At 62.8% G+C, this 21776-nt stretch carries 20 protein-coding genes and 1 other annotated feature (1 of these 21 cut by a window edge); of the genes, 14 read left to right on the forward strand and 6 right to left on the reverse strand.

Translation table 11 applies throughout. The features are described from left to right. Positions 1-39 (forward strand) — a sequence feature (sul1 is cis-regulatory element that is thought to sense ions involved in sulfur or methionine metabolism; They are found in Alphaproteobacteria); it begins 17 nt to the left of the window's first position. Between the two features lie 70 nt (positions 40-109). Continuing rightward, complete coding sequence (locus G9X67_RS09955; RefSeq protein WP_171598611.1) at positions 110-1576, forward strand: SulP family inorganic anion transporter; 1467 nt, start codon at positions 110-112, stop codon at positions 1574-1576. A 22-nt stretch (positions 1577-1598) separates the two neighbouring features. Here G9X67_RS09955 and G9X67_RS09960 read toward each other — a convergent pair whose 3' ends face one another. After that, positions 1599-2522, reverse strand: a complete 924-nt coding sequence (locus G9X67_RS09960; protein ID WP_138329047.1) for a LysR family transcriptional regulator — start codon at positions 2520-2522, stop codon at positions 1599-1601. Positions 2523-2622: 100 nt separating this feature from the next. On the opposite strand from G9X67_RS09960, the gene G9X67_RS09965 reads away from it, so the two are divergent. Then, the gene (locus G9X67_RS09965; protein ID WP_138387406.1) at positions 2623-3504 is read left to right on the forward strand and encodes an NmrA/HSCARG family protein; all 882 of its coding nucleotides are present in this window, start codon (positions 2623-2625) and stop codon (positions 3502-3504) included. An 87-nt stretch (positions 3505-3591) separates the two neighbouring features. On the opposite strand, the gene G9X67_RS09970 is transcribed toward G9X67_RS09965, so the two are convergent. Beyond that, positions 3592-4671, reverse strand: a complete 1080-nt coding sequence (locus G9X67_RS09970) for a helix-turn-helix domain-containing protein (RefSeq protein WP_171598612.1) — start codon at positions 4669-4671, stop codon at positions 3592-3594. A 98-nt stretch (positions 4672-4769) separates the two neighbouring features. Between G9X67_RS09970 and G9X67_RS09975 the strand changes: the two genes are divergently transcribed. Then, positions 4770-5819: a class I SAM-dependent methyltransferase gene (locus G9X67_RS09975; protein WP_171598613.1), complete on the forward strand. Its 1050-nt coding sequence runs from the start codon at positions 4770-4772 to the stop codon at positions 5817-5819. A 101-nt stretch (positions 5820-5920) separates the two neighbouring features. Here the strand turns inward: G9X67_RS09975 and G9X67_RS09980 are convergent, their stop codons facing one another. Then, positions 5921-6658, reverse strand: a complete 738-nt coding sequence (locus G9X67_RS09980; protein WP_171598614.1) for an SDR family oxidoreductase — start codon at positions 6656-6658, stop codon at positions 5921-5923. A gap of 93 nt (positions 6659-6751) precedes the next feature. Between G9X67_RS09980 and G9X67_RS09985 the strand changes: the two genes are divergently transcribed. The 6 genes from G9X67_RS09985 to G9X67_RS10010 all read left to right on the forward strand — a co-directional run bounded on the left by G9X67_RS09985 (position 6752) and on the right by G9X67_RS10010 (position 13793). Then, positions 6752-7663, forward strand: a complete 912-nt coding sequence (locus G9X67_RS09985; protein ID WP_171598615.1) for an AraC family transcriptional regulator — start codon at positions 6752-6754, stop codon at positions 7661-7663. Between the two features lie 80 nt (positions 7664-7743). Next, entirely contained in the window at positions 7744-8553 is an 810-nt protein-coding gene (locus G9X67_RS09990; protein WP_171598616.1) for a class I SAM-dependent methyltransferase, read from the forward strand. Between the two features lie 438 nt (positions 8554-8991). Beyond that, positions 8992-10242 carry an MFS transporter gene (locus G9X67_RS09995; protein WP_138387411.1) on the forward strand — a complete coding sequence of 417 codons (1251 nt, stop codon included), beginning with the start codon at positions 8992-8994 and terminating at the stop codon, positions 10240-10242. 270 nt (positions 10243-10512) lie between these two features. After that, a complete protein-coding gene (locus G9X67_RS10000; RefSeq protein ID WP_138387412.1) occupies positions 10513-10860 on the forward strand; it encodes a DMT family protein in 348 nt (115 codons plus the stop codon). Between the two features lie 121 nt (positions 10861-10981). Continuing rightward, positions 10982-12493 (forward strand): DUF1800 domain-containing protein, encoded by a 1512-nt coding sequence (locus tag G9X67_RS10005; protein WP_171598617.1) that lies wholly within the window; start codon positions 10982-10984, stop codon positions 12491-12493. Positions 12494-12608: 115 nt separating this feature from the next. After that, complete coding sequence (locus tag G9X67_RS10010) at positions 12609-13793, forward strand: DUF1501 domain-containing protein (RefSeq protein WP_138387414.1); 1185 nt, start codon at positions 12609-12611, stop codon at positions 13791-13793. A 101-nt stretch (positions 13794-13894) separates the two neighbouring features. On the opposite strand, the gene G9X67_RS10015 is transcribed toward G9X67_RS10010, so the two are convergent. Continuing rightward, positions 13895-14884: an aldo/keto reductase gene (locus G9X67_RS10015; RefSeq protein ID WP_138387415.1), complete on the reverse strand. Its 990-nt coding sequence runs from the start codon at positions 14882-14884 to the stop codon at positions 13895-13897. Between the two features lie 156 nt (positions 14885-15040). Here G9X67_RS10015 and G9X67_RS10020 point away from each other — a divergent pair, with 156 nt between their 5' ends. The 4 genes from G9X67_RS10020 to G9X67_RS10035 all read left to right on the forward strand — a co-directional run bounded on the left by G9X67_RS10020 (position 15041) and on the right by G9X67_RS10035 (position 18504). Then, positions 15041-15940, forward strand: a complete 900-nt coding sequence (locus G9X67_RS10020; protein WP_138387416.1) for a LysR family transcriptional regulator — start codon at positions 15041-15043, stop codon at positions 15938-15940. Positions 15941-16081: 141 nt separating this feature from the next. Next, positions 16082-17170 (forward strand): alpha/beta fold hydrolase, encoded by a 1089-nt coding sequence (locus G9X67_RS10025; protein WP_171598618.1) that lies wholly within the window; start codon positions 16082-16084, stop codon positions 17168-17170. Positions 17171-17289: 119 nt separating this feature from the next. Beyond that, positions 17290-17772 carry a cytochrome P460 family protein gene (locus G9X67_RS10030; protein WP_138329060.1) on the forward strand — a complete coding sequence of 161 codons (483 nt, stop codon included), beginning with the start codon at positions 17290-17292 and terminating at the stop codon, positions 17770-17772. A 33-nt stretch (positions 17773-17805) separates the two neighbouring features. Next, entirely contained in the window at positions 17806-18504 is a 699-nt protein-coding gene (locus G9X67_RS10035) for a DUF4405 domain-containing protein (protein WP_138329061.1), read from the forward strand. 123 nt (positions 18505-18627) lie between these two features. Here G9X67_RS10035 and G9X67_RS10040 read toward each other — a convergent pair whose 3' ends face one another. Then, positions 18628-19215 carry a hypothetical protein gene (locus tag G9X67_RS10040; RefSeq protein ID WP_138329062.1) on the reverse strand — a complete coding sequence of 196 codons (588 nt, stop codon included), beginning with the start codon at positions 19213-19215 and terminating at the stop codon, positions 18628-18630. A gap of 19 nt (positions 19216-19234) precedes the next feature. After that, a complete protein-coding gene (locus G9X67_RS10045) occupies positions 19235-19621 on the reverse strand; it encodes an acyl-CoA thioesterase (RefSeq protein ID WP_003540707.1) in 387 nt (128 codons plus the stop codon). Positions 19622-19910: 289 nt separating this feature from the next. On the opposite strand from G9X67_RS10045, the gene G9X67_RS10050 reads away from it, so the two are divergent. Beyond that, the gene (locus tag G9X67_RS10050; protein ID WP_171598619.1) at positions 19911-21728 is read left to right on the forward strand and encodes a methyl-accepting chemotaxis protein; all 1818 of its coding nucleotides are present in this window, start codon (positions 19911-19913) and stop codon (positions 21726-21728) included. The last annotated feature ends 48 nt before the right edge of the window (positions 21729-21776 follow it).

Raw genomic sequence — 21776 nt, forward strand, 5'->3', positions numbered from 1 at the left:
CCCGGGTGGCTCTTCTGGCCGCCGATCCGCCAGACAACGCAAAACCTGCATGCCATTACGCGACCGCTCGACAGAGTAGGGCCGGCCATGCTTTGCGAGAATCCATCCTATGCTGCTTTCCTCCATCCGCCGTGATTGGTCCGCCAATCCCATGCGCGAAATGCTTGCCGGAGCGGTGGCGACCTTCGCGCTGATCCCCGAGGTGATCGCCTTCTCCTTCGTGGCAGGAGTGGACCCAGAGGTCGGGCTGTTCGCCTCTTTCGTGATCGGTATCGTCATTGCATTTACCGGCGGACGTCCGGCGATGATCTCGGCCGCCGCCGGGTCGGTGGCACTCGTCGCGGCACCGCTGGTGCACGCCCACGGTTTGCCCTATCTCTTTGCTGCCGGGCTGCTGGCGGGGTTGATGCAGATCACTTTCGGCCTGCTGCGGCTTGGTGTGTTGATGCGTTTCGTGTCGAAATCCGTCCGCACCGGCTTTGTCAATGCACTGGCCATCCTGATCTTTGCCGCGCAGATGCCACACATCATTGGCGTCGGCTGGATGGAATATGCCGTGCTGATCGCCGGGCTCGTCATCATCTATCTCACGCCGCGGGTCACCACCGCGATCCCGTCGCCGCTGATCTGCATCCTGATCCTGACCGTCGCCTCGATAGCGCTCGGGCTTCCGGTTCTCACTGTCGCCGATCTCGGCAAGCTGCCGGATTCGCTACCGGTGTTCGGCTGGCCGGCAGTGCCGCTGGCGCTGGAAACGCTTCGGATCATTGCAGCCCCCGCGCTTGCCATTGCCATGGTCGGGCTGCTGGAATCGATGATGACGGCGAGCGTCGTCGACGATCTCACCGATACGCCGAGTTCGAAGAACCGCGAATGCACCGGTCTCGGCCTCGCCAACGCCGCCGCCAGCCTTTTCGGCGGCATCGCCGGCTGCGGTATGATCGGCCAGACGGTGAGCAACGTGAAATATGGCGGGCGCGGCCGGCTCTCGACGCTGTTTGCCGGCGCGTTCCTGCTGATCCTGATGGTGCTGCTGAAGCCGTGGGTCTCCGAGGTTCCGGTCGCCGCACTGGTGGCGATCATGGTCATGGTATCGATCGACACGTTCGACTGGTCGTCGCTTCGAGCTGTCATCATTCATCCCAGGATGTCGAGCGCCGTCATGGTGGCGACCGTCCTCGTCACCGTCTTCACGGCCAACCTGGCGCTCGGGGTGACGGTCGGCGTGCTGCTCAGCGGCGTGTTCTTCACCTTCAAGGTTGCCCGCCTGCTGCGCGTCGACGTGGCGCCCGACCAAGCCGCCGGGCGGCTGACCTATCGCGTGGCCGGCCAGGTGTTCTTTGCCTCCGCCGACGTCTTCGTCGAAGCCTTCGACGTTCAGGACGCGGTCGGCAAGTTGGTGCTGATCGACGTGTCCGAAGCGCATTTCTGGGACATCACCGCCGTTGCCGCGCTTGACAAGGTCGTGCATCGGTTCGGAGCGCACGGCATTGCCGTGGAGGTCGCGGGCCTCAACCAGGCGAGCGCAACCTTGATCGGAAGCCTCGACAGCAAGGTAGTGCTGAAGGAAGTGTGACCAAGGCCGGGCGGATTTCATCCTACCGCGAGACAATCGCGAAATCATCGCCCCCGCCGGTTCCCGTGGCGTTCAGCCGTCTGACGGCCAGTTCGATGAATGCCTTGACCAAAGGCGGCAGGTGCCGGCTGCTGGGATAGACGACATGCAAGCCGCCGGCCGGGGTCGTATAGCCGTCGAGAACGCGGCGCAGCCGCCCGTCCTTGATGCAGGCTTCGGCGAATCGGTGCGGCAATTGCGCAATGCCATGGCCGGCGATCGCGGCGGCCATCACCGCCTGCATCTCGTTGGCGGCGAAGCGGCCCGAAACCGCGACCGTTTCCTGGCCGTGCGGGCCTTCAAGCAGCCATTGCGCATGGGCGGCCTGGCCGGCGATGACGCAGTCGTGGCGGACGAGATCTTCAGGCGCAGCGGGCGGGCCGCAGCGGGAGAGATAATCCGGGCTTGCGCAGAGAAGGCGGTGCATCGAGCCGAGTTTGCGGGCGACCAAGGTAGAATCTTCGAGGATGCCGGTGCGGAAGGCGAGGTCTATACCGTTTTCGACGAGGTTCAGCCTGTCGTCGGTCAGGCGCAGCTCGACGCTCGTTTTCGGGTAGGTCGAAAGAAATTCGAAGATCGCATCCTGGAGGAAGTGACCGCCGAAGCCGACCGGCGCCGATATGCGGATCGTGCCGGCAGGCTCCGCACGCGCTTCGGCAAGCCGCTGGTTGGCGCCTTCGATAGTGCGCAGCGCTTGGCTGATTTCTTCGTAATAGAGACGTCCTGAAGCCGTCAGGTTGAGGCTGCGGGTCGTGCGCTGCAGCAGCCGCACGCCAAGTTCGCGTTCCAGCTCGGCGATACGGCGGCTTACCGTCGTCTTCGGCATGCCGAGCAAGCGCGCGGCGGCGGTAAAGCTGCCCGCTTCGACGACTCGGGCGAAGATCATGATATCGTTGAGATCGAGCATTGTATCCTAGGATGGCACGATGTTTTCCAATTATATGCCATTATGGTTCAATGCGACAGGCCCTAACTTTGCTTCATCAGTCACAACAAGGAGCAGGCAGATGAGCAACACACGAAGCGTACTGGTCACAGGCGCCACGGGCCAGCAAGGCGGCGCGGTTGTACGCGCGTTGATGACGCGGGGACACCGCGTCAAGGCGATCACCCGCCGGCCCGAGAGCGACGGCGCAAAGCGGCTGACCGCGGCAGGAGTCCAGGTCGCCGCCGGCGATCTTGACGACGCGGCATCGGTGGCGGCGGCGGCAGAGGGCGTCGACGCGATGTTCCTGATGGGCAACAGCTACGAGGCCGGAACGGACGCGGAAACCCGTCAGGGCATTGCCGCCGCCGATGCGGCAAAGGCCGCCGGCATCGGCCACCTGATCTATTCCTCCGTCGCCGATGCCGACAAGAAGACCGGCATTCCGCATTTCGACAGCAAGTATCTCGTCGAGAAGCACATTGCAGGCCTCGGCATCCCTTACACGATCAGCGCACCCGTCGCCTTCATGGAGAACACCGTGGCGCCCTGGGCGATCGACGGGCTTCGCCAGGGCGTCTATGCCGCCGCCCTGCCGCCCGCTCGCGTGCTGCAGCAGATCACCATCGATGACATCGGCGCTTTCGTCGCGGCACTGGCCGAGCGGCGTGAGCAGGTGTTCGGCAAGCGTTTCGATATTGCCGGCGACGAATTGTCGGGCGAGCAGCAGGCGAAGATCCTCACCGAGGCGCTCGGCCGCCCAATCACTTACCGGGAATTGCCGATCGCGGCGATACGGCAGCAGAGCGAGGATACGGCGCTGATGTTCGAATGGTTCGACCGCACCGGCTACGACGCCGATATCGCCGCCTTGCGCCGGGATTTCCCTGAGGTCGGCTGGCACAGCTATGCCGACTGGGCGAAGGGCTTCAACTGGAGTGTGCTCGACAAGACGGCCGGTTAGTCGCAGCGACGTCATCGAGTGGTGACATCCTGATGGAGGCGGGCTGGTCGAGTCCGCTTCCCGATCTCGTCGAGCGAGGCATCGTGCTCAGGCCCGCGTTGCCGGCGCCGCTGCCTGTAGCGCCGCCTCGACATTGGCGGGCAGCCGGAATCGGCGGCGATATTCGCCGGGCGTCAGGCCTGCCAGCTTGCGGAACAGGCGGCGAAAGGAGGCGAGGTCGGAATAGCCGACTTCGAGCGCAATCTCCTCGATCGGCCCATCCTCCATCTCGAGCATCTGCTTGGCTTCCTCGACGCGGAGCCACTGGACATATTCGAGCGGCGAATAACCCGTCGCCTTCCTGAAGCGGCGGTCAAAGGACCGCTTCGGCAGCCCGGAAAGCCTGAGTAGCTCGGCGACAATATCCGCCGACTGGTAGTGCAGGGGGGCATATTCCTGGCATTTCTTCACCGCGGCGTCGCCGTGATCGGCATTAGCGATCATCGAGGCGTAGGGCAGCTGGCCATCGCGATGCCATTGATAGAGGAAGATCTTCGATATGCGGATGGCTTCGGCCGTTCCGGCATGCCGGGCGATGAGAAAGAGCGTCAGGTCCTGCCAGGATGATGCGCCGCCGGCGCAGACGATCGAATGACCAGCGCCGGCCTGGACCAGGATGCGCTCTTCCTTAAGCTCCACATTCGGAAACTGACTGCGAAACAGCGGCGCATACATCCAGTGCGTCGTTGCCGACTGCCCTTCCAGCAGCCCCGCCTCGGCAAGCACGATTGAGCCGCCGCAGGCGGCCAGCAGGCGGGCGCCGCGCCGGTGCATCTCGACAATCCAGTTCAAGAGCCTGCGGTCGAGCGCCCTGATGGTTTCTGGCGTGTCGACAAGCACGTTCGGAACGAGGACATAGTCAGTCTCTTCGATGTCATCGATCGTTTCCTGCGGCATGATCGTCACGCCTGTTATCAGCCTCAGCGGGCCAGGCTCTGCGGCGACCAGGCGCGGCGCGAACATCACCTCGCTCGTCGGCTCGTTCGAGCTGCTCTTCCAGTTGGCGCCGGCGATCCACAGCGTGTCGAAGATGCCGTACATGATCGAGGGGTCGCATTCCGGAAATGCGACGATGCTGACCCGCAACGGGCGCCCGGCGTTCTGGGAATGTGGCTCTATCGGCTTCATAGCGGCCATCCTGCCTCTGCTGCGAACCATTGGCAACACGTAAAAGACGCTTCGAAACGGGCGGCATGCCGCTGCCTGATGGAGAGGGTATCGCATCAATGGAACTGAATATCGAGAAATTGCAGACGCTGCTCGGCGTCATGGTCAATGAGCTCGGAGCGGCGCAGAATTCCGCGCTTGTCATCATCGGCGAGGAGCTGGGTCTTTATCGCAAGATGGCGGAGAGGGGAGCGATCTCATCGATCGAGCTCGCCGAAGCGACCGACACAAAAGAGCGCTACGTCAGGGAATGGCTGGCCGCCCAGGCAGCGTCGGGATTTGTCGACTATGACGCGGCGACCGGCAGGTTTACGCTTTCGGCAGAACAGGCGGCGGTCTTTGCCGTCGAGGACAGCCCGGTCAACATGATCGGCGGCTTTGTCGCCCTCGACGCCATCTATGCCGATCGCGCCAAGCTCACCCATGCCTTCCGCCATGGCGGCGGCGTGTCGTGGACGGACCGGTGCAACTGCATGTTCTGCGGCACCGACCGCTTCTTCCGGCCGGGCTACAAGGCTAATCTCGTTGAGAGCTGGCTTCCGTCGCTGGAAGGTGTCGTCGAGAAGCTCCAGCGCGGCGCGCGGGTTGCCGATATCGGCTGCGGCTTCGGCTCGTCGACCCTGCTGATGGCCAGGGCGTTTCCGAAGTCGCAGTTTACAGGCATCGACTTCCACGCCCATTCGATCGAGCATGCGAGCGGCCACGCAAAGGACATGAGCAATGTCCGGTTCGAGACGGCGCGGGCGCAGGATTTCGAGGGGGCGGGCTTCGACCTCGTCACCATCTTCGATGCGCTGCACGACATGGGCGACCCGGTCGGCGCCGTCAGACATATCGCCCAGGCTCTGAAGCCGGATGGCACGCTGATGCTGGTCGAGCCGATGGCGGGCGACAGCCTGGCCGAAAACCTCAACCCCGTCGGCCGCGTCTTCTATGCCGCCTCGGCGAACACCTGCGTCCCGGCCTCGCTCGGCCAGGAAGTGGGCGCCGCGCTTGGCGCGCAGGCCGGCCAGACAAAGCTGACCGAGGTGCTCAAGGCGGGCGGCTTTTCGAAGGTGCGGCGCGCGACGGAGACCCCATTCAACATGGTGCTGGAGGCTCGGCTCTGACGTCTGCGCGGAGGTAGTTCAATATGCGGGTGGCCGATGGCCACCCGCGAAACGCGCTTGAGATGCGCCCGACTTTTTTCAACCGCCGCCGCCCGCCACCCTCACGCCTGCGCGGTCGGCCGCACTACGATGTCGCTGATATCCACATCGGCGGGTTGCTCGATGGCGAAGGCGATGGCGCGGGCAATGGCATCGGGTGAAATTGCCATCTCGTCCATACGTTTGGCCATCTCCGCCTTGATCCCTTGGTTTGTCATGGAGTCGGCGAAATCAGTCCTGATGAATCCCGGGGAAATGTTGGTGACGCGCAGATGCGGGCCGGCCTCCAGCCGCAGGCCTTCGGCGATGGTGCGCATGGCGTTTTTCGTGCCGGCATAGACAGCCATGGTCGGCTTAATGATGAGACCGGCGGTCGAGAGCGTATTGACGAAGTGGCCAAAACCCTGCCGGCGGAACACCGGCAAGGCAGCGGCAATGCCATAGAGCGGACCCTTGATGTTGACGTCGATCATCTCCTCCCAATCCTCGACCCGCAACTCGTCGAGAGGCGAGATCGGCCCGATGCCGGCATTGTTGATCATCACGTCGATCCTGCCATAGGTGTCGCAGGCAAGCGCGACGAGGGCTGTGAGATCGTCGCGCTTCTTGACGTCGATTGCGAGGCAGACGGCTTCGCCGCCCTTGTCGGTGATGCGTTGCGCCAGCGCTTGCAGCCGATCGGCGCGGCGGGCGCCGAGCACGATCCTTGCTCCGCGCTCCGCCAGGATCAGTGCCGTGGCTTCGCCGATGCCGCTGCTTGCGCCGGTGATGGCAACAACCTTATCCTTGATAGCAGACATGTTCGTTCTCCTTTGTGCGGCTGAGGATTGCAGACGCAGACTGGAGAATCTATGCTGTGGGCTCTGTGATTTCGTCGAGATCGTCCAGGCCCCATGATCGATCCCTTGTCCGATGTATTTTCGCTGCTCGATATCGAGAGCGCACGCTGCACGCGTTTCGAGGTCGGCGGGCAATGGGCTTTTCGCTTTCCGGCCAAGCCCGCGCTCAAGTTCGTCGCCGTCCTCCGTGGCGCCTGCTCGATCGTTCTGCCTAACGAGCCGCCGTTTGGGCTTGTTGCGGGCGACACCTTCCTGCTGGCCAATGCGCCCGCCTATGTGATCGCCAACGATCTCGACCGCGAGCCGGAGGACGGGATCGCCTTCTTCGACTGGGAGCATTCCAACATCGCTCGCCACGGTGGCGACGAGACGGCGTTGATCGGCGGCAGCTTCGTCATCGAGGGCGGCAATGCCCGGCTGCTGCTCGATGCGCTGCCGCCGTTCATTCATATCCCGGCCAGCGACCGCGCGGCGGCGATCCTCAGCGCCACGCTCGCGACCCTCGACGACGAACTCGGGGCCGGGCAGATAGGCTCGACGCTGATGACGCGGCGCATGGGCGATATCCTGCTCGTGCAGGCGCTGCGGGCCTATGTCGGCCGGAAGGGCGCCGCCGAAACGGGATGGATCGGCGCGCTCACAAATCCGCAGATCGGCGCGGCGATCAGCCTGATCCACAACAGGCCGGGTCATCGCTGGACGGTCAACGAACTGGCGACCCGGATCGGCATGTCGCGCTCGGCCTTTGCGCAGCGCTTCAAGGAACTGGTCGGCGTCGCGCCGCTCGACTATGTCACACGCTGGCGCATGCATCGCGCCCGCGAAGCCCTGCGCCGGGAGGATGTCTCGGTCGCCGGCCTTGCCGCCGCACTCGGATACTCCTCCGAAAGCGCCTTCGGAAACGCGTTCAAGCGTGTCTTCGGGCGCGCGCCGAAGCGCTACTGGTCGCACGCGAAGCCGGGTTGATAATGGCTGTCCGCTTGCGACGGCTGCCGCGTAACCCTATTGTTCGACGGCAGACCAGCGTCCTTGAGGGGGAGACTTCAATGCCGTCGAGTTTCAATGTCGGAAGTGCGGATGGTTATGAACGGCTGATGGGGCGCTGGAGCAGGAAGCTCGCGCCGATGCTCATCGATTTCGCCGGTCTCGCGGATGGGGATCGCGTGCTCGATGTCGGCTGCGGCACCGGCAGTCTGGCGTTCACGCTGGCGGAAACGCCGGGCCTGCAGGAGATCGTCGCCGTCGACTATTCGCCGGTCTTCGTCGAGGCGGCAACGCGGCGCAACACCGATCCGCGCGTATCGATCCGGCAGGCCGATGCCTGCGCGCTTCCCTTCGAGGATGACCGCTTCGACAGGGCGATGTCGCTGCTCGTGCTGCATTTCGTGCCGGAGGCGGGAAAGGCGGTATCCGAGATGGCCCGTGTCGTGCGCCCGGGCGGCGTGGTCGCGGCCGCCGTCTGGGACCATTATGGCGGCATGTCCGGCATGCGGATGATGTGGGATACGGTGGCGATGCTTGATGAGGGCGCGCTGCCCCTGCGCCGCAAATATTGTTTCCAGCCGATGATGCGGCCGGGGGAAATGAAGGAAAGTTTCATCGCGCAGGGTCTTGCCGATGTCGAGGAAACCTCGCTGCTCATCCGGATGGAATACCTCTCCTTCGCGGACTACTGGGACCCGATCGCCGCCGGTGAGGGACCGCTCGGCAAATATGTCGCGGGGCTGGACCCGGCGAAGCGAAAAGCGGTCGATACAGCCCTCAGAGCTGCATACGAGGCGGGCGAGCCGGATGGGCCACGGTCGTTCGCGTCGGTGGCGTGGGCGTGCCGGGGCAGGGTTCCGGGCAAGAGCTAGGCATAGCGTTTTTCGCTGTGGCTGCCTGTGGTGCGTATGGCGGCAACATCCAAGAGAGCCTCATCCTGAGGCGCCCCGTAGGGGCCTCGAAGGACGAGGCGGGTGCTTCGACGTCAAATGGACGCAAGGAGCTGCGTTGCAGCGTGTCCTTCGAGGCTTCGCCCTACGGGCTCCGCGCCTCAGGATAAGGGATGTTGGAGGGTGCCGCGCCCAAGGGCAGGGCGCTGGACGGTCGTATGCCTGCGACAAGGAGCCGCGTGGGACGCCACCCGATCACGGCAATCGTGATGGAACACGGGCAGCATTGCTGACGTTATTGCCCGCTGTCTCCGACTGCAAACGCTGCCGCAACAGCATCACCCGCCCGTTTCGGGCACCCCTTCCGACGGCATCCGGAATTGCCCGCCTCGCCGCCGCTTTCGGACGGAGGAATATCAGATGTCCGCTTTGGAAAGCCTGCGCCGGCTGACGCCGCAGCAGCGCAACACCGTCATCGCCAGCTATCTCGGCTGGACGCTCGACGCTTTCGATTTCTTCATTCTCGTCTTCGTTCTCAAATATATCGCCGAGGAATTCCATACCGACGTTCCCGCCGTTTCGGCGGCGATCTTCCTGACGCTTGCCATGCGGGCGCTCGGCGCACTGGTCTTCGGGCTGGCGGCCGACCGTTACGGGCGGCGCATCACATTGATGGCCGACGTGCTGCTCTATTCGCTGTTCGAATTTCTGACCGGCTTCTCCACCGGACTCACCATGTTCCTTGTGCTCAGGGCGCTCTACGGCATCGCCATGGGTGGGGAATGGGGCGTCGGCGCCTCGCTGGTCATGGAGACGGTGCCGGAGCAGAGCCGCGGCATCGTCTCGGGCATCCTGCAGGCCGGCTATCCCTCCGGCTATCTGATCGCCTCGATTGTGTTCTTTCTGCTTTTTCCTGTCATCGGCTGGCGCGGCATGTTCTTTGTCGGCGCGGTGCCGGCGCTGCTGGTGCTCTATATCCGCCGCAACGTCGAGGAAAGCCCGGCCTTCCTGAAGCGGCAGGCCGAGGGGCGCCGGCCGTTCCTGACAGTCTTGCGCGAAAACATTCCGCTGTTCATCTGGGCGGTGCTTTTGATGACGGCGTTCAACTTCTTCAGCCATGGCACGCAGGATATCTACCCGACCTTCCTCGAGACGCAGCGCAACTATTCGAGCTATACGGTCGGCGCGATCGCCATCGTCTACAATATCGGAGCGATCTGCGGCGGGCTGTTCTTCGGGGCGCTGTCGCAGCGGATCGGGCGCAAAAAGGCAATCGTTATCGCCGCGTTGATCGCCGTGCCCGTCGCGCCGCTTTGGGCCTATGCGCCCGGGCCGGTGCTGCTCGCTATCGGCGCCTTCCTGATGCAGTTCTTCGTCCAGGGCGCCTGGGGCATCGTGCCGGTGCATCTGAACGAGCTGTCCCCCGACGAGGTGCGCGGCACATTCCCCGGCTTTGCCTATCAGCTCGGCAACCTGCTGGCGTCAGGCAATGCGACGCTGCAGGCGGGGTTGGCCGCTCGTTGGGACGGCGACTATGCCTATGCACTCTTGATCGTCGCGGCAGTCGTGGCGCTCATCGTCGCGGCCCTTGCCGGCTTCGGCTATGAGAAGAAGGATGTCCGCTTCGGCACGGAGGAGACCGAGGAGCCGCATGGCGCGATGCGAATCTAGCGCTGCCTGCGGTTATGAAGGCCGGCGGCGACAGCTGCCGGCCTTTCAGCTCTTGAGCACGTTGCAATCCCAGATGCCATCGTAAAACGCCGGCCGCAACAGCGTGATGCCGGAAGGCAAGCGCTGTGCAAGCTGCCGCTGGCCGGCATTGGTGACGTGAGACGATTGGTCCGAGCCTTGCAGGACTTGCCGTCGAATGGCGGCGTGCTAGGTAAGGCCCGCCGGCATCTCGCCGGATCCACCGTTCCTCCCACAGCCCCGAGTGACTCCATGCCATTTTCTCCCGCCGCCGTCTGGCCCGTCGTCATGCTGTTTGCCTCCAACATTTTCATGACCTTTGCCTGGTATGGGCATCTCAAGCACAAGAGCAGCGCCATCTTCCTCGCCATCATTGTCAGCTGGGGCATCGCCTTTTTCGAATACTGCCTGGCGGTGCCGGCCAACCGTATCGGTTCGGCGGTTTATACGACGGCGCAGCTGAAGACGATGCAGGAGGTGATCACGCTGATCGTCTTTGCCGGCTTTTCGATCTTCTGGCTCGGCGAGAACCTGACCTGGAACCATGCGATCGGCTTCGCCCTGATCGCAATCGGAGCATCCTTCATCTTTCGTACATAAACTTTAGCCTTTTCAATAGATTACAAATCGTCCATGTCTAGATATCGCCACATTTCCTACAGATTGGCGTCGCAATCGGCTGGCAGCCTGTCACCATCAAGTGATCAGGAGGTGATCTGCCATGAGCCTGGCTTTCCCGACGATGGCGGCGATCCGGTTCGGCTATGGTTTCCGGCCGGGCGAAGCGCCGCCGAGCAGCAAGGATGATCTCATCGGCCAGCTGCGCATGGGGGCGGCGGCAACGCCGGACTTTCCCCTCGGCGGCCCCGACATGCGCCACCAGGCGATTCTCAGCCTGCAGGCGCAACTGCGGCAGATCCGGCAGGACGCCAAGACGGTGACCGACGATACGACGCAGCGCGAGATGCGCAAAGGGGTGCAGCGGCAAGCGCAGCAGCAGTTCCAGCACGATGCGAACCTCCGGCTGATGCAGGCAGTGCTGTCGCCGTATGGCTTCTACGAGAGGCTTTCGACCTTCTGGACCGATCACTTCTCCACCAGCGCCAATAAGAGCCTGCCGATGCGCCTCATCGTGCCGCTCTACGAGGCCGAGGCGATCCGGCCGTTCATATCAGGCAGGTTCGGCGATCTCTTGCGCAATGCCACCGCCCATCCGGCCATGCTGATCTATCTCGACCAGGCGGATTCGCTGGGGCCGGATTCGGCCGGCGGCATCAAGCGCAACAAAGGGCTGAACGAAAATCTCGGCCGCGAACTGCTGGAGCTGCACACGCTCGGCGCCGGCAGCGGTTACAGCCAGGCGGATGTCACGGCGGCAGCCATGGTGCTGACGGGGCTCACCATCGATCGCAAGGAGATGGACATCGCCTTCCGGCCGAACATTTCGGAGCCCGGCGTACATGAGGTGCTCGGCGTCAGCTATGGCGGGCGCAGGCGTTCGCGCGACGATTATCTCGACATGCTCGATGATCTCGCGCTCCATCCGAAGACGGCGGCGCATATCAGCCGCAAGCTCGCGGCGCATTTCATCGCCGACCAGCCCAATGAGGGCTTGGTGTCCGACATGGCCGAAGCCTGGAAGAAGACGGATGGCGATCTGACTGCCGTCTACACCGCGATGCTCGATCATCCCGCCGCCTGGCGCGACGAGGGCGCCAAGGCGCGCCAGCCTTTCGACTATATCGTCGCCGGCCTGAGGGCGCTGAATGCGGGGCCGGTCAACGGCGTCGTCGGCAGTTTCTTGACGGCCAACCAGCAAGGTACTGATGAGGGCGACATGGCGGCGAACACGCCTGGCATGGCGGGATCGCCGGTGCCGACGGATCCCGCCGGCGAGGCGAGGGAGAAGCGCCTCAAAGCCTTCCAGGCGGCGCGGGCGCTGGGGCAGGGGGCACTCAGGCGCATGGGCCAGCCGACCTGGCTGCCGCCGAGCCCGGCTGGTTTCGAGGAAGGCTTCTCCGCCTGGATCACTGGTAGCCAGCTCGCCGAGCGGTTGGCCTGGGCAAGGCGGGCCGCAGCGCAGTTCGGCCGGGACGAGGATCCGCGCGAATTCTTGAAGTCGACACTTGCCGATGCCGCCCGCGACGAGACGATCCGCGTCGTGTCGCAGGCGCCGAACAAGATCAGCGGGTTGACGCTGGTATTGGCATCGCCCGAATTCAATCGCCGCTAAGCAGACTTTCGTTGGCAAGCCAACGCTTCGTCTGCTTAGCTCCTTTGTCTTGTCGCAGGTTCTGGCCGGAAAACCGTTGGACACTTTTCCGGAACCTGCTTAGGAGGCCCCGCCCATGACGCTGCCCATGAACCGGATTTCGCTGTCCCGCCGCGGCTTTCTGACCTCTGCCTGCTGTCTTGCCGCCGCCCCCGTCTTCACGCCGGTGACCTTCGCGGCTATGCCGGGCGACAACCGTTTCGTCACCATCGTGCTGCGCGGCGCGATGGACGGGTTGGATCTGGTGCAGCCCTATGGCGATGCCGGATTTGCGGCACTCAGGCCGACACTGGCGCTGACGCCCGAGACCGGACTTCTCGATCTCGACGGGCATTTCGGCCTCAATCCAGCGGCCGCCGAGCTGATGCCGCTCTGGAAGAGGCGGGAGCTCAGCTTCGTGCATGCGGTGTCGACGCCCTATCGCGACCAGCGCAGTCATTTCGATGGACAGGACATGCTGGAATCCGGCGGCGAACATGTCGCCGAGGAAAAGACCGGCTGGTTGAACCGGGCGCTCGCCGTCATTCCGCGCTCGGATGCGCGCAAGGCAATCGACATCAACACCTCGACGGAGCTGATCCTCTCCGGACCGAACAATGTCGATGTCTGGGCTTCGGATTCCAATCTGGCGCCGGCTCGCGACGAGATGCAGTTCCTGGCGCGGCTCTATGCCGGCGATCCGCCGTTCGCCGAGGCGCTTGCCGAGGCGACGCGGGCCAATAGCGCTTCGATGATGGTCGAGCCGGAGGGCCAGCGCGGTGCAAAGATCGCCGATGTGGCGGCGCTTGCGGCCAACATGCTGAAGGGCGACTACCGCATCGCCAGCTTCTCGATATCAGGCTGGGACACGCATATCGGCCAGGCCGGCCAGTTCAAACGACCGGTGCAGGACCTTTCGCAGGCGATCAACACGCTGAAGACCACGCTCGGGCCCGAGATCTGGGCAACGACGGTGGTGCTTGCCATGACCGAGTTTGGCCGCACCGTGCGCCAGAACGGCTCAGCCGGCACTGACCACGGCACCGGCGGCTGCGCGCTTCTTGCCGGCGGAGCCATCAACGGTGGCCGCATCCTCGGCCGCTGGCCGGGCATCGGCGATGGCCAGTTGCTCGACGACCGCGACCTGATGCCAACCGCCGACGTGCGCGAGCTTGCGGCCGCGATGCTCTACCGGCAATTCGATGTGTCTGCCGATGATTTGACGGGGAAGATCTTCCCGGGGCTGGGTTTCGACAAGGGGTCGCAGTTTCTGCGTGGGTGAGGCCCGGTCCCGCAAAGCGGGAGCGATCGATCCAGTGAATCGATCGCAGGGCCGAACGCCCGGAGCCCAAGCGAAGGGCCGGGCGGCATCGGCGACAGGCCCTATCGGCCGGTCATCTTGAGCGCTGCCTCGGGAAGTCGCTCGCCTTGGACCTCGATCTCCGACAGGGCGGCGTCGATTTCGGCGAGGTCCTCAGCGAGCAGGTCGACGTCTACCGCTCCGAGATTCTCTTCCAACCGATGCTGCTTCGTTGTTCCGGGGATCGGGACGATCCATGGTTTTTGGGACAGCAGCCAGGAGAGGGCGATCTGCGCGGGTGTTGCGCCCTTGCGGTCGCCGATCCGCTTGATGAGCTCGACGAGCGCAAAATTGGCCTTGCGCGCTTCAGGTGAAAAGCGCGGCACGCTGTTGCGGAAATCGCTTGGATCGAACTTGGTGTTCTCGTCGATCTTGCCGGTCAAAAAGCCTGCGCCGAGTGGGCTGAAGGGCACGAAGCCGATGCCGAGTTGCTCAAGGGCGGGCAGCAGTTCCGCCTCGGGGCCGCGCCAGAAGAGCGAATATTCACTCTGGACGGCAGTGACCTTCTGGATGGCATGGGCGCGGCGGATCGTCTGAACGCCGGCTTCGGAAAGGCCGAAATGTTTGACCTTGCCGGCTGCGATCAGGTCCTTGACGGCGCCGGCCACATCTTCGATCGGCACGTCGGGATCGACGCGGTGCTGGTAGAACAGGTCGATGCGGTCCGTCTTCAGCCGGCGCAGGCAGGCATCGGCAACCGCCTTGACATGTTCGGGGCGACTGTTGGTGCCGCCGCGGCGTTCACCGGTTTGCTGATCGATATCGAAACCGAATTTGGTGGCGATGACCACCTGGTCGCGGATCGGAGCGAGCGCCTTGCCGACAAGCTCTTCATTAGCGAAGGGGCCATAGGCTTCGGCCGTATCGAACAAGGTGACGCCCTGCTGATGAGCGGTGCGCATCAATCCGATCATGTCGCCTTCGTCGGCGGGCGGGCCGTATGCAGCGCTCATGCTCATGCAGCCGAGACCAAGTGCCGAGACTTCGAGGCCGCCGATATTGCGTGTTTTCATTGTCATATCCGTTCGTAGTTTTGCTTGGGCTCGGAAAAATCCATTCCGCGGTGCGGGAGCAGCCGGGCTCGCGGTCCAGTTGACGTGAACTTAGTCCTCGTGTCAGCTTTCGATTAGATGCTGTAATGCGCATGCACCTATAAGACGGACTAATGAATGCCCCAGGACAACAACTTCAACGAACTCGTGGCCTTTTTGACCGTTGCCAGAGAACGAAGCTTTACCAGGGCGGCCGCCAAGCTCGGCGTGTCGCAATCGGCGTTGAGCCAGACGGTGCGCGGTCTCGAAGAGAAGCTCGGGCTTCGCCTTTTGACCCGCACGACCAGAAGCGTGTCGCCGACCCAGGCGGGAGAACGCCTGCTGGAACGGGTCGGACCCAGATTTGAAGAAATCCAGTTCGAGATCGCCGCCTTGAGCGAAATGCGCGAGCGGCCGGCCGGCACCATTCGCATCACGGCGGGCGAGCATCCGGCGATTTCCGTTCTCGCCCCGGCATTGGCTCGGTTTCTTCCTGATCATCCCGATATCAATGTCGAGGTGATCGTCGACTACGGCCTGACCGACATCGTCGCCGAGCGTTACGACGCCGGCATCCGGCTCGGCGAGCATTTGGCAAAGGACATGATCGCGATCCGGATCGGCCCCGAGATATGCATGGCGGTCGTCGGAGCGCCCGCCTATTTCGATCGCCATCCGCGCCCTGATATCCCGCAGGATCTGACGGCGCACAACTGCATCAACATGCGGTTGCCGACGCACGGGACGATATATCCCTGGGAGTTCGAGAAGGACGGCCGCGAACTGCGCGTCCGTGTCGAGGGCCAGACGGTGTTCAACAACATTGCCATGAGGCAAGGCGCCGTGCTGGACGGGCTGGGGCTGGCCTACATGCCCGAGGATCAGGTTCAGCCTTACATTGAAGACGGGCGGCTGATCCGCGTTCTGGAGGACTGGTGCCAACCCTTCCCAGGATATCATCTCTACTATCCGAACAGGCGGCATGCGTCTCCCGCCTTCACCCTGTTCGTCGATGCGCTCCGCTATAGAGGAAAGTAGTGCCGATTTTATTCCATCACGGCTTATCAACAGCCAGTGATTAATTAGTCAGCCTAATAGACCCTAGCTGTCCAGGCCGGCTAATCCTTTCCATCCGATGCCGCTACTTTCTCGCCATCTGAAACGAAGCGAGAAGCCGACATGCGATATGGATTGTCCAACACCTTGGCGGCAGTGCTGCTTGCCTCTGCACAGCTTGCCGGGACATTGGCGACGGCTGCCGATGCGGTAAAGCCTGAGCCGTTGGTCATCCAGGAGCAAGGCAGTTTTGCCGTCGGGGGAACCAGCACGGCAGCGCCTGGAACCTTCGATCCGCTGAAACCTCTCGATCCCGCAGGCCAGACCTATCACGGCGATCATGCCTTTGCCTTCTATCAGGTGCCGGCAAACCCGCGTCAGTACCCGATCGTGATGTGGCATGGTGCCGGACAATTCTCCAAGACCTGGGAGACGACGCCGGACGGCCGCGAAGGTTTCCAGAACATCTTCCTGCGTCGAGGCTTCTCCACCTATCTCGTCGACCAGCCGCGCCGGGGCGGCGCCGGACGGAGCATGGCCGAGACAACAGTTAAGCCGACAGCGGACGAGCAGCTCTGGTTCAACCAGTTCCGCGTCGGCACCTGGCCGAACTATTTCGACGGCGTACAATTCTCCCGTGATCCGGAAGCGCTGAACCAGTACTTCCGCGCGATGACGCCAAATACCGGGCCGTTCGATATGGAGGTCGTGTCGAATGCGGTGGCAAAGCTGTTCGAGAAAATCGGTCCCGGCATTCTTTTCACCCATTCGCAGGGCGGCGGACCGGGCTGGCTAACGGCCATCAAGAGCGACAAGGTCAAAGCCATCGTCGCCTTCGAACCCGGCAGCAGCTTCGTGTTCCCGGCAGGCGAGGTCCCCGCCGATATGCCGAGCGCCTTCGACACGCTGAAGGGCGTGCCGGTGCCGATGGACGACTTTATCAAGCTGACGAAGATCCCGATCGTCATCTATTACGGCGACAACATCCCCGACCAGCCGACGACGATGCCGGCGCAGGACAGCTGGCGGGTTCGCCTGGCAATGGCCCGCCTGTGGCGCGATACGGTGAACAAGCATGGCGGTGATGTCACTGTCGTGCACCTTCCCGAGATCGGCATCCACGGCAACACCCACTTCCCGTTCTCCGACCTGAACAACGTAGAGATCGCCGACCTGGTCTCGACGTTCCTGCGCGAGAAGAAGCTCGACTGATCCGCCTCGGACGCGGTGCGGCGCTGCTCGGCTGGCCCAAAGGCCGGTCGTGCAGGCGGCGATCCCGTTTGTATCCTGCTCAGAGCCCATACGATCTGCAGACTAAGGGAAACATATCCATGCGTGATCTCTTCAAACGTGTTCCCATCCTTCTCGCCTTGGCCAGCGCCGTCGTTCTTGTCGGTTGGCAAGTCGACGCGGAGCCGAACCGGACGACGCTGCCCGAATTGGCAGGCCTCGTTCATTATACGACCGTCAGACGGGGGAACGTGACTGAGCATATCATGACGACAAACGAAGCCATCCAGGCGGTGAAGACCGGGCAGCCCATTCCCGACGGCACGCACTTCGTCCTGGTGGATTACCGCGAAGGCGCAGTCTTTCGCTATTTCGTCATGGAAAAGGGCCGCGGCTGGGGAGCGGACTATGATGAGGACCGCCGCACCGGCGATTGGCAGTTCCAATGGTTCAAGCCGGATGGCACGATCAACATGGCCGAGAACACGGCGCGGTGTCAGTCCTGTCATTCGTCCAGAGCCGACGAAGGCTTCCTCTACACCCTTGAGAAACTCAAGGAATTCGACGGAGCCGTCGTTGACTAGGCTGGATCCAACGCATGACGGAGGCGCGGCGTCATGAGTCCGTTCTTTCTGATACGGCTCGTGCTTGATTTCACTGCAGCCGGGCTGCTTCTTGTCGCGCTCGCCTATTGGTGGCTCGACAACATGTCGCACGAGCTGATCGGCACGAGCATGTTCATCCTTCTCCTATCCCACAACGTCTTCAACAGGCGATGGTGGGCCAGGCTCCCGAAGGCGGCGCCTGGCAGGCGCAGCTTCGTGACGATCGCGTCGAATATCTCGATCGCCGCGACCATGGCCGCGTTGCTGGTGACGAGCGTGCTGATGTCACGCACGGTGTTTGCTTTCCTTCCTTTAAGCGGCGGTCCGACGGCACGCGAAATCCACATCCTTGCGGCATATTGGGCATTTATTCTCGCGGCCATCCATCTCGGCCTTCACTGGTCGATGATCATGGCCGTCGTGGGCAGGCTTTTGCGCGTCGGGCCGCCAAACGCGATCCGGACAGCGTCTTTTCGTGCCACCGCGGCTGCAATCGCCGTGTGCGGCATCCACAGCACTGTCGTCATGGGAATCGCAGACAGGCTCGTTGCCCGGCCGTCGATGGATTTCTGGGATTTTCAGGAATCGACCGTGGGCTTCTTCCTGCATCATATCGCGATCCTGGCTGGGTGCGGGTGCGCTGCGCATTATGCGGCCGTCTGGCTTCGATGGGCGGGTGGAGTGCGCAGGGTGACGGATGCCGGCGACTGATGTGTGCGGCGGCTTTTGTGGGGAATGGAGTTTGCGGCCGCCCGGCCCTTCGCTTGGGCTCAGGGCGTTCGAAGCTGCAATCGATTCACCGGATCGATTGCTCCCGCTTTGCGGGACCGCTTCTCACCCCAACACATCATAGAGCCGGAAGATGAAGCTGATCTGGTAGATCAGGTTGGCAATGATGAAGGCCGTGTGGAAGCGGCGGTTGGGAGTCCAGGCAGCGATGGCGCAGAGAATGATGTAGACGATGTTGCGGGCTGGGTATTCCCAGCCGAGCGAGAGGATGCGTTCATGGCCCTTGATTGCCGTGTCGAGAATATCGACGGCGTAGGTGAGGCCGAGGATGCCGAAGAACCATTTGCGCCGCGAGATGAAATATTCCTCGTAGCCGCCATATTCGTCGAGTGAGGCCGGAAAGAGCAGGGCGCAGAGCAGGAAGAACAGACTGCAGAAGCAGATGAGGAAGAGATAGATGCCGAAGCCGATGGCCGGCACGGCCTGCAGGCGATATTCCCACCACCAGATATGGATGATGAACAGGAACATCGACAACGCCCAGCCGAGATGGATGGCATAGACCTTGGCCTTACCAGGATGCTGGACGATGCCGGCAAGGCCGGTCAGCACCCTGGCGAGCGAAAGGCTGATGACCATGCCCATCACCACCTTGATGTGAAGGAAGACCTCCGGCGAGCTGACCGTTTCCATGCTTTCGATCCTTAGGATGTCACTCCTCGGGGACTTGCTTCGGTTTGCCTTCTTCGTCGAGCGCCACCATGATGAAGGTGCCCGCCGTGACCTTTTCCATCTTGGCGTAACGCGCGCGGTGCGCCCAGGCTTCGACGCACAGCGTGATCGAGGTGCGGCCGACACGGTCGATATCCGTATAGACGGACAACGTGTCGCCGATCTTGACCGGCAGCTCGAAGGCCATCTCCTTGACGGCGGCGGTGACGACGCGGCCCTTGGCGCGCTCTGCAGCGCGGATGCCGGAGGCAAGGTCCATCTGCGCCATGACCCAGCCGCCGAAGATATCGCCGGCCGGATTGGCGTCACCGGGCATGGCAAGCGTCCTCAGCGTCAGTTCGCCTCTCGGCTTGGCGGCATCGGTCATCAAGTCTTCTCCATCTGGTGCGGCGTCGGGCCGGCGATTCACTGCGAAGCACCCTAGTGCAAAGACCTTGGGCTGTAAAAGACGGCAAGGTCGGGCACTACAGGCCGCTGACGGGAAAAATATTGTAGCCGTTGCCGATTGAAATTTCATTCGATTTCAAATGGTTGAATTTTACAGCCGTCACCTGACCTTACGTTATTTAATCGTTTTCTAATTAAGCTTTACGCTCCAGTAATTCCGGCACTTCAGAATGCGATTGATCTCAAATACAAGAATCGCCGGGAACCTCATGCGCAACGTCAAGATTTCCACCCGTCTTTACTGCCTCGTCGGATTCACACTTGCCGTGCTCGCGGCGACGATGGTCTTCTTTCTGAATTATTCCTATTCCGAGCTGGAAGCGGAGCGGAAGGCGGGGCTGGCGCAAATGGATGCGACGGCGCTCGGCATCTTCGACAAATATTACAAAATGGAACAGGCGGGTACGATGACCCGCGAACAGGCGCAGGCGGCCGCCAAGGACGTGATCGGCGCGATGCGCTACGGCGCCGACGGCTATTTCTGGATCAACGACATGCACCCCACCATGGTGATGCACCCGATCAAGCCGCAGCTGAACGGCACCGATATCTCCCAGATGAAGGATCCGAAGGGCAAGTTCCTATTCGTTGAGTTCGTCAACAAGGTGAAGAAGGACGGCAAGGGCTTCGTCGATTATCTTTGGCCGAAGCCGGGCGCCGACCAGCCAGTGCTGAAATATTCCTATGTCGCCGGTTTCGAGCCCTGGGGCTGGATCGTCGGTACCGGCGTCTATGCGGATGACCTTGCCGCGCTCTATCGCCAGAACGCGATGTGGGCCGCACTGCTCTGCCTGTTTGGCGGCGCCGCCACGATTGCCATCGCCTATGCCATCGTGCGCAGCGTGACAGTGCCGATCGCCCGTCTGAAAGCGGCGATGAACGCGATTGCGGCCGAAGAAGCATCGGTGGAGATTGCCGGCAGCGACCGTCGCGACGAGATCGGCCAGATGGCCAAGGTGCTGCTGGTGCTGCGCGATTCCGTCGACGAGCGCAGCGCTCTGCGCGGGCGGGAAGACGAAAGGCAGCGCCAGACCGAAGAAGAGCGCCGCGGCAACGAGGCGAGCCTGCGCTCGGCCTCCGAACGGCAAACCCAAGCGATGCAGGCGCTCGGCATCGGCCTGGAAAAGTTGGCGAGCGGTGACTTGACGGTTGCGATCGGCGATATCGGCGAGGATTACGCCAAGCTCAGGGGCGATTTCAACGCCGCCGTCGATGCGCTGAACGGCGTCATCCATGCGATCGCCGAATCGAGCCATGTCGTCAACGAAAGTGCTTCCGATATCAGCGAAGCGACCGGCAACCTGTCAAAGCGCACGGAACAGCAGGCGGCCGCACTCGAAGAGACGGCGGCAGCGCTCGACGAGATCACCGCGACGGTCAAGACGGCATCCGAGCGGGCGAACGAGGCGCGCGAGATGGTAGCGGAGACCAAGGCGAGCGCCGGAAAATCCGGCGAGATCGTCCGCAATGCGGTCACCGCGATGGGCCGGATCGAGGATTCGTCCAACCGCATCGGTCAGATCATCTCGGTCATCGACGAAATCGCCTTCCAGACGAACCTTCTGGCGCTGAATGCCGGCGTCGAGGCTGCGCGGGCGGGCGAGGCGGGCCGCGGCTTTGCCGTCGTCGCCCAGGAAGTGCGCGAACTCGCCCAGCGTTCCGCCAATGCGGCCAAGGAGATCAAGGAACTGATCAGCCGGTCGGCAACGGAGGTCGAGGGTGGGGTGGCGCTGGTGCGCTCGACGGGTGAGGCACTGCTGGAGATCGAGGCGCTGGTCAACCAGGTCAACGATCACGTCGCATCAATCGCGACGGCGGCGCGCGAGCAGTCGACGGGGCTGAACGAGATCAACGGCTCCGTCAATCACATGGACCAGATGACGCAGCAGAATGCCGCGATGGTCGAGGAGACGACGGCGGCAAGCCGCACGCTCGCCGACGAGAGCACCCAGTTGAAGACGCTACTTTCGAATTTCCGCCTACGCGGGGAGCCGCCGCCAGTGGCCCGATACACACGGGCAGCGTGAGAAAACGTAGAGATCAAAGGCCGGGAAACCGGCCTTTTTTATTTCCGT

This window comes from Rhizobium sp. WYCCWR 11152, assembly GCF_013087615.1.
Lineage (GTDB): Bacteria > Pseudomonadota > Alphaproteobacteria > Rhizobiales > Rhizobiaceae > Rhizobium > Rhizobium indicum.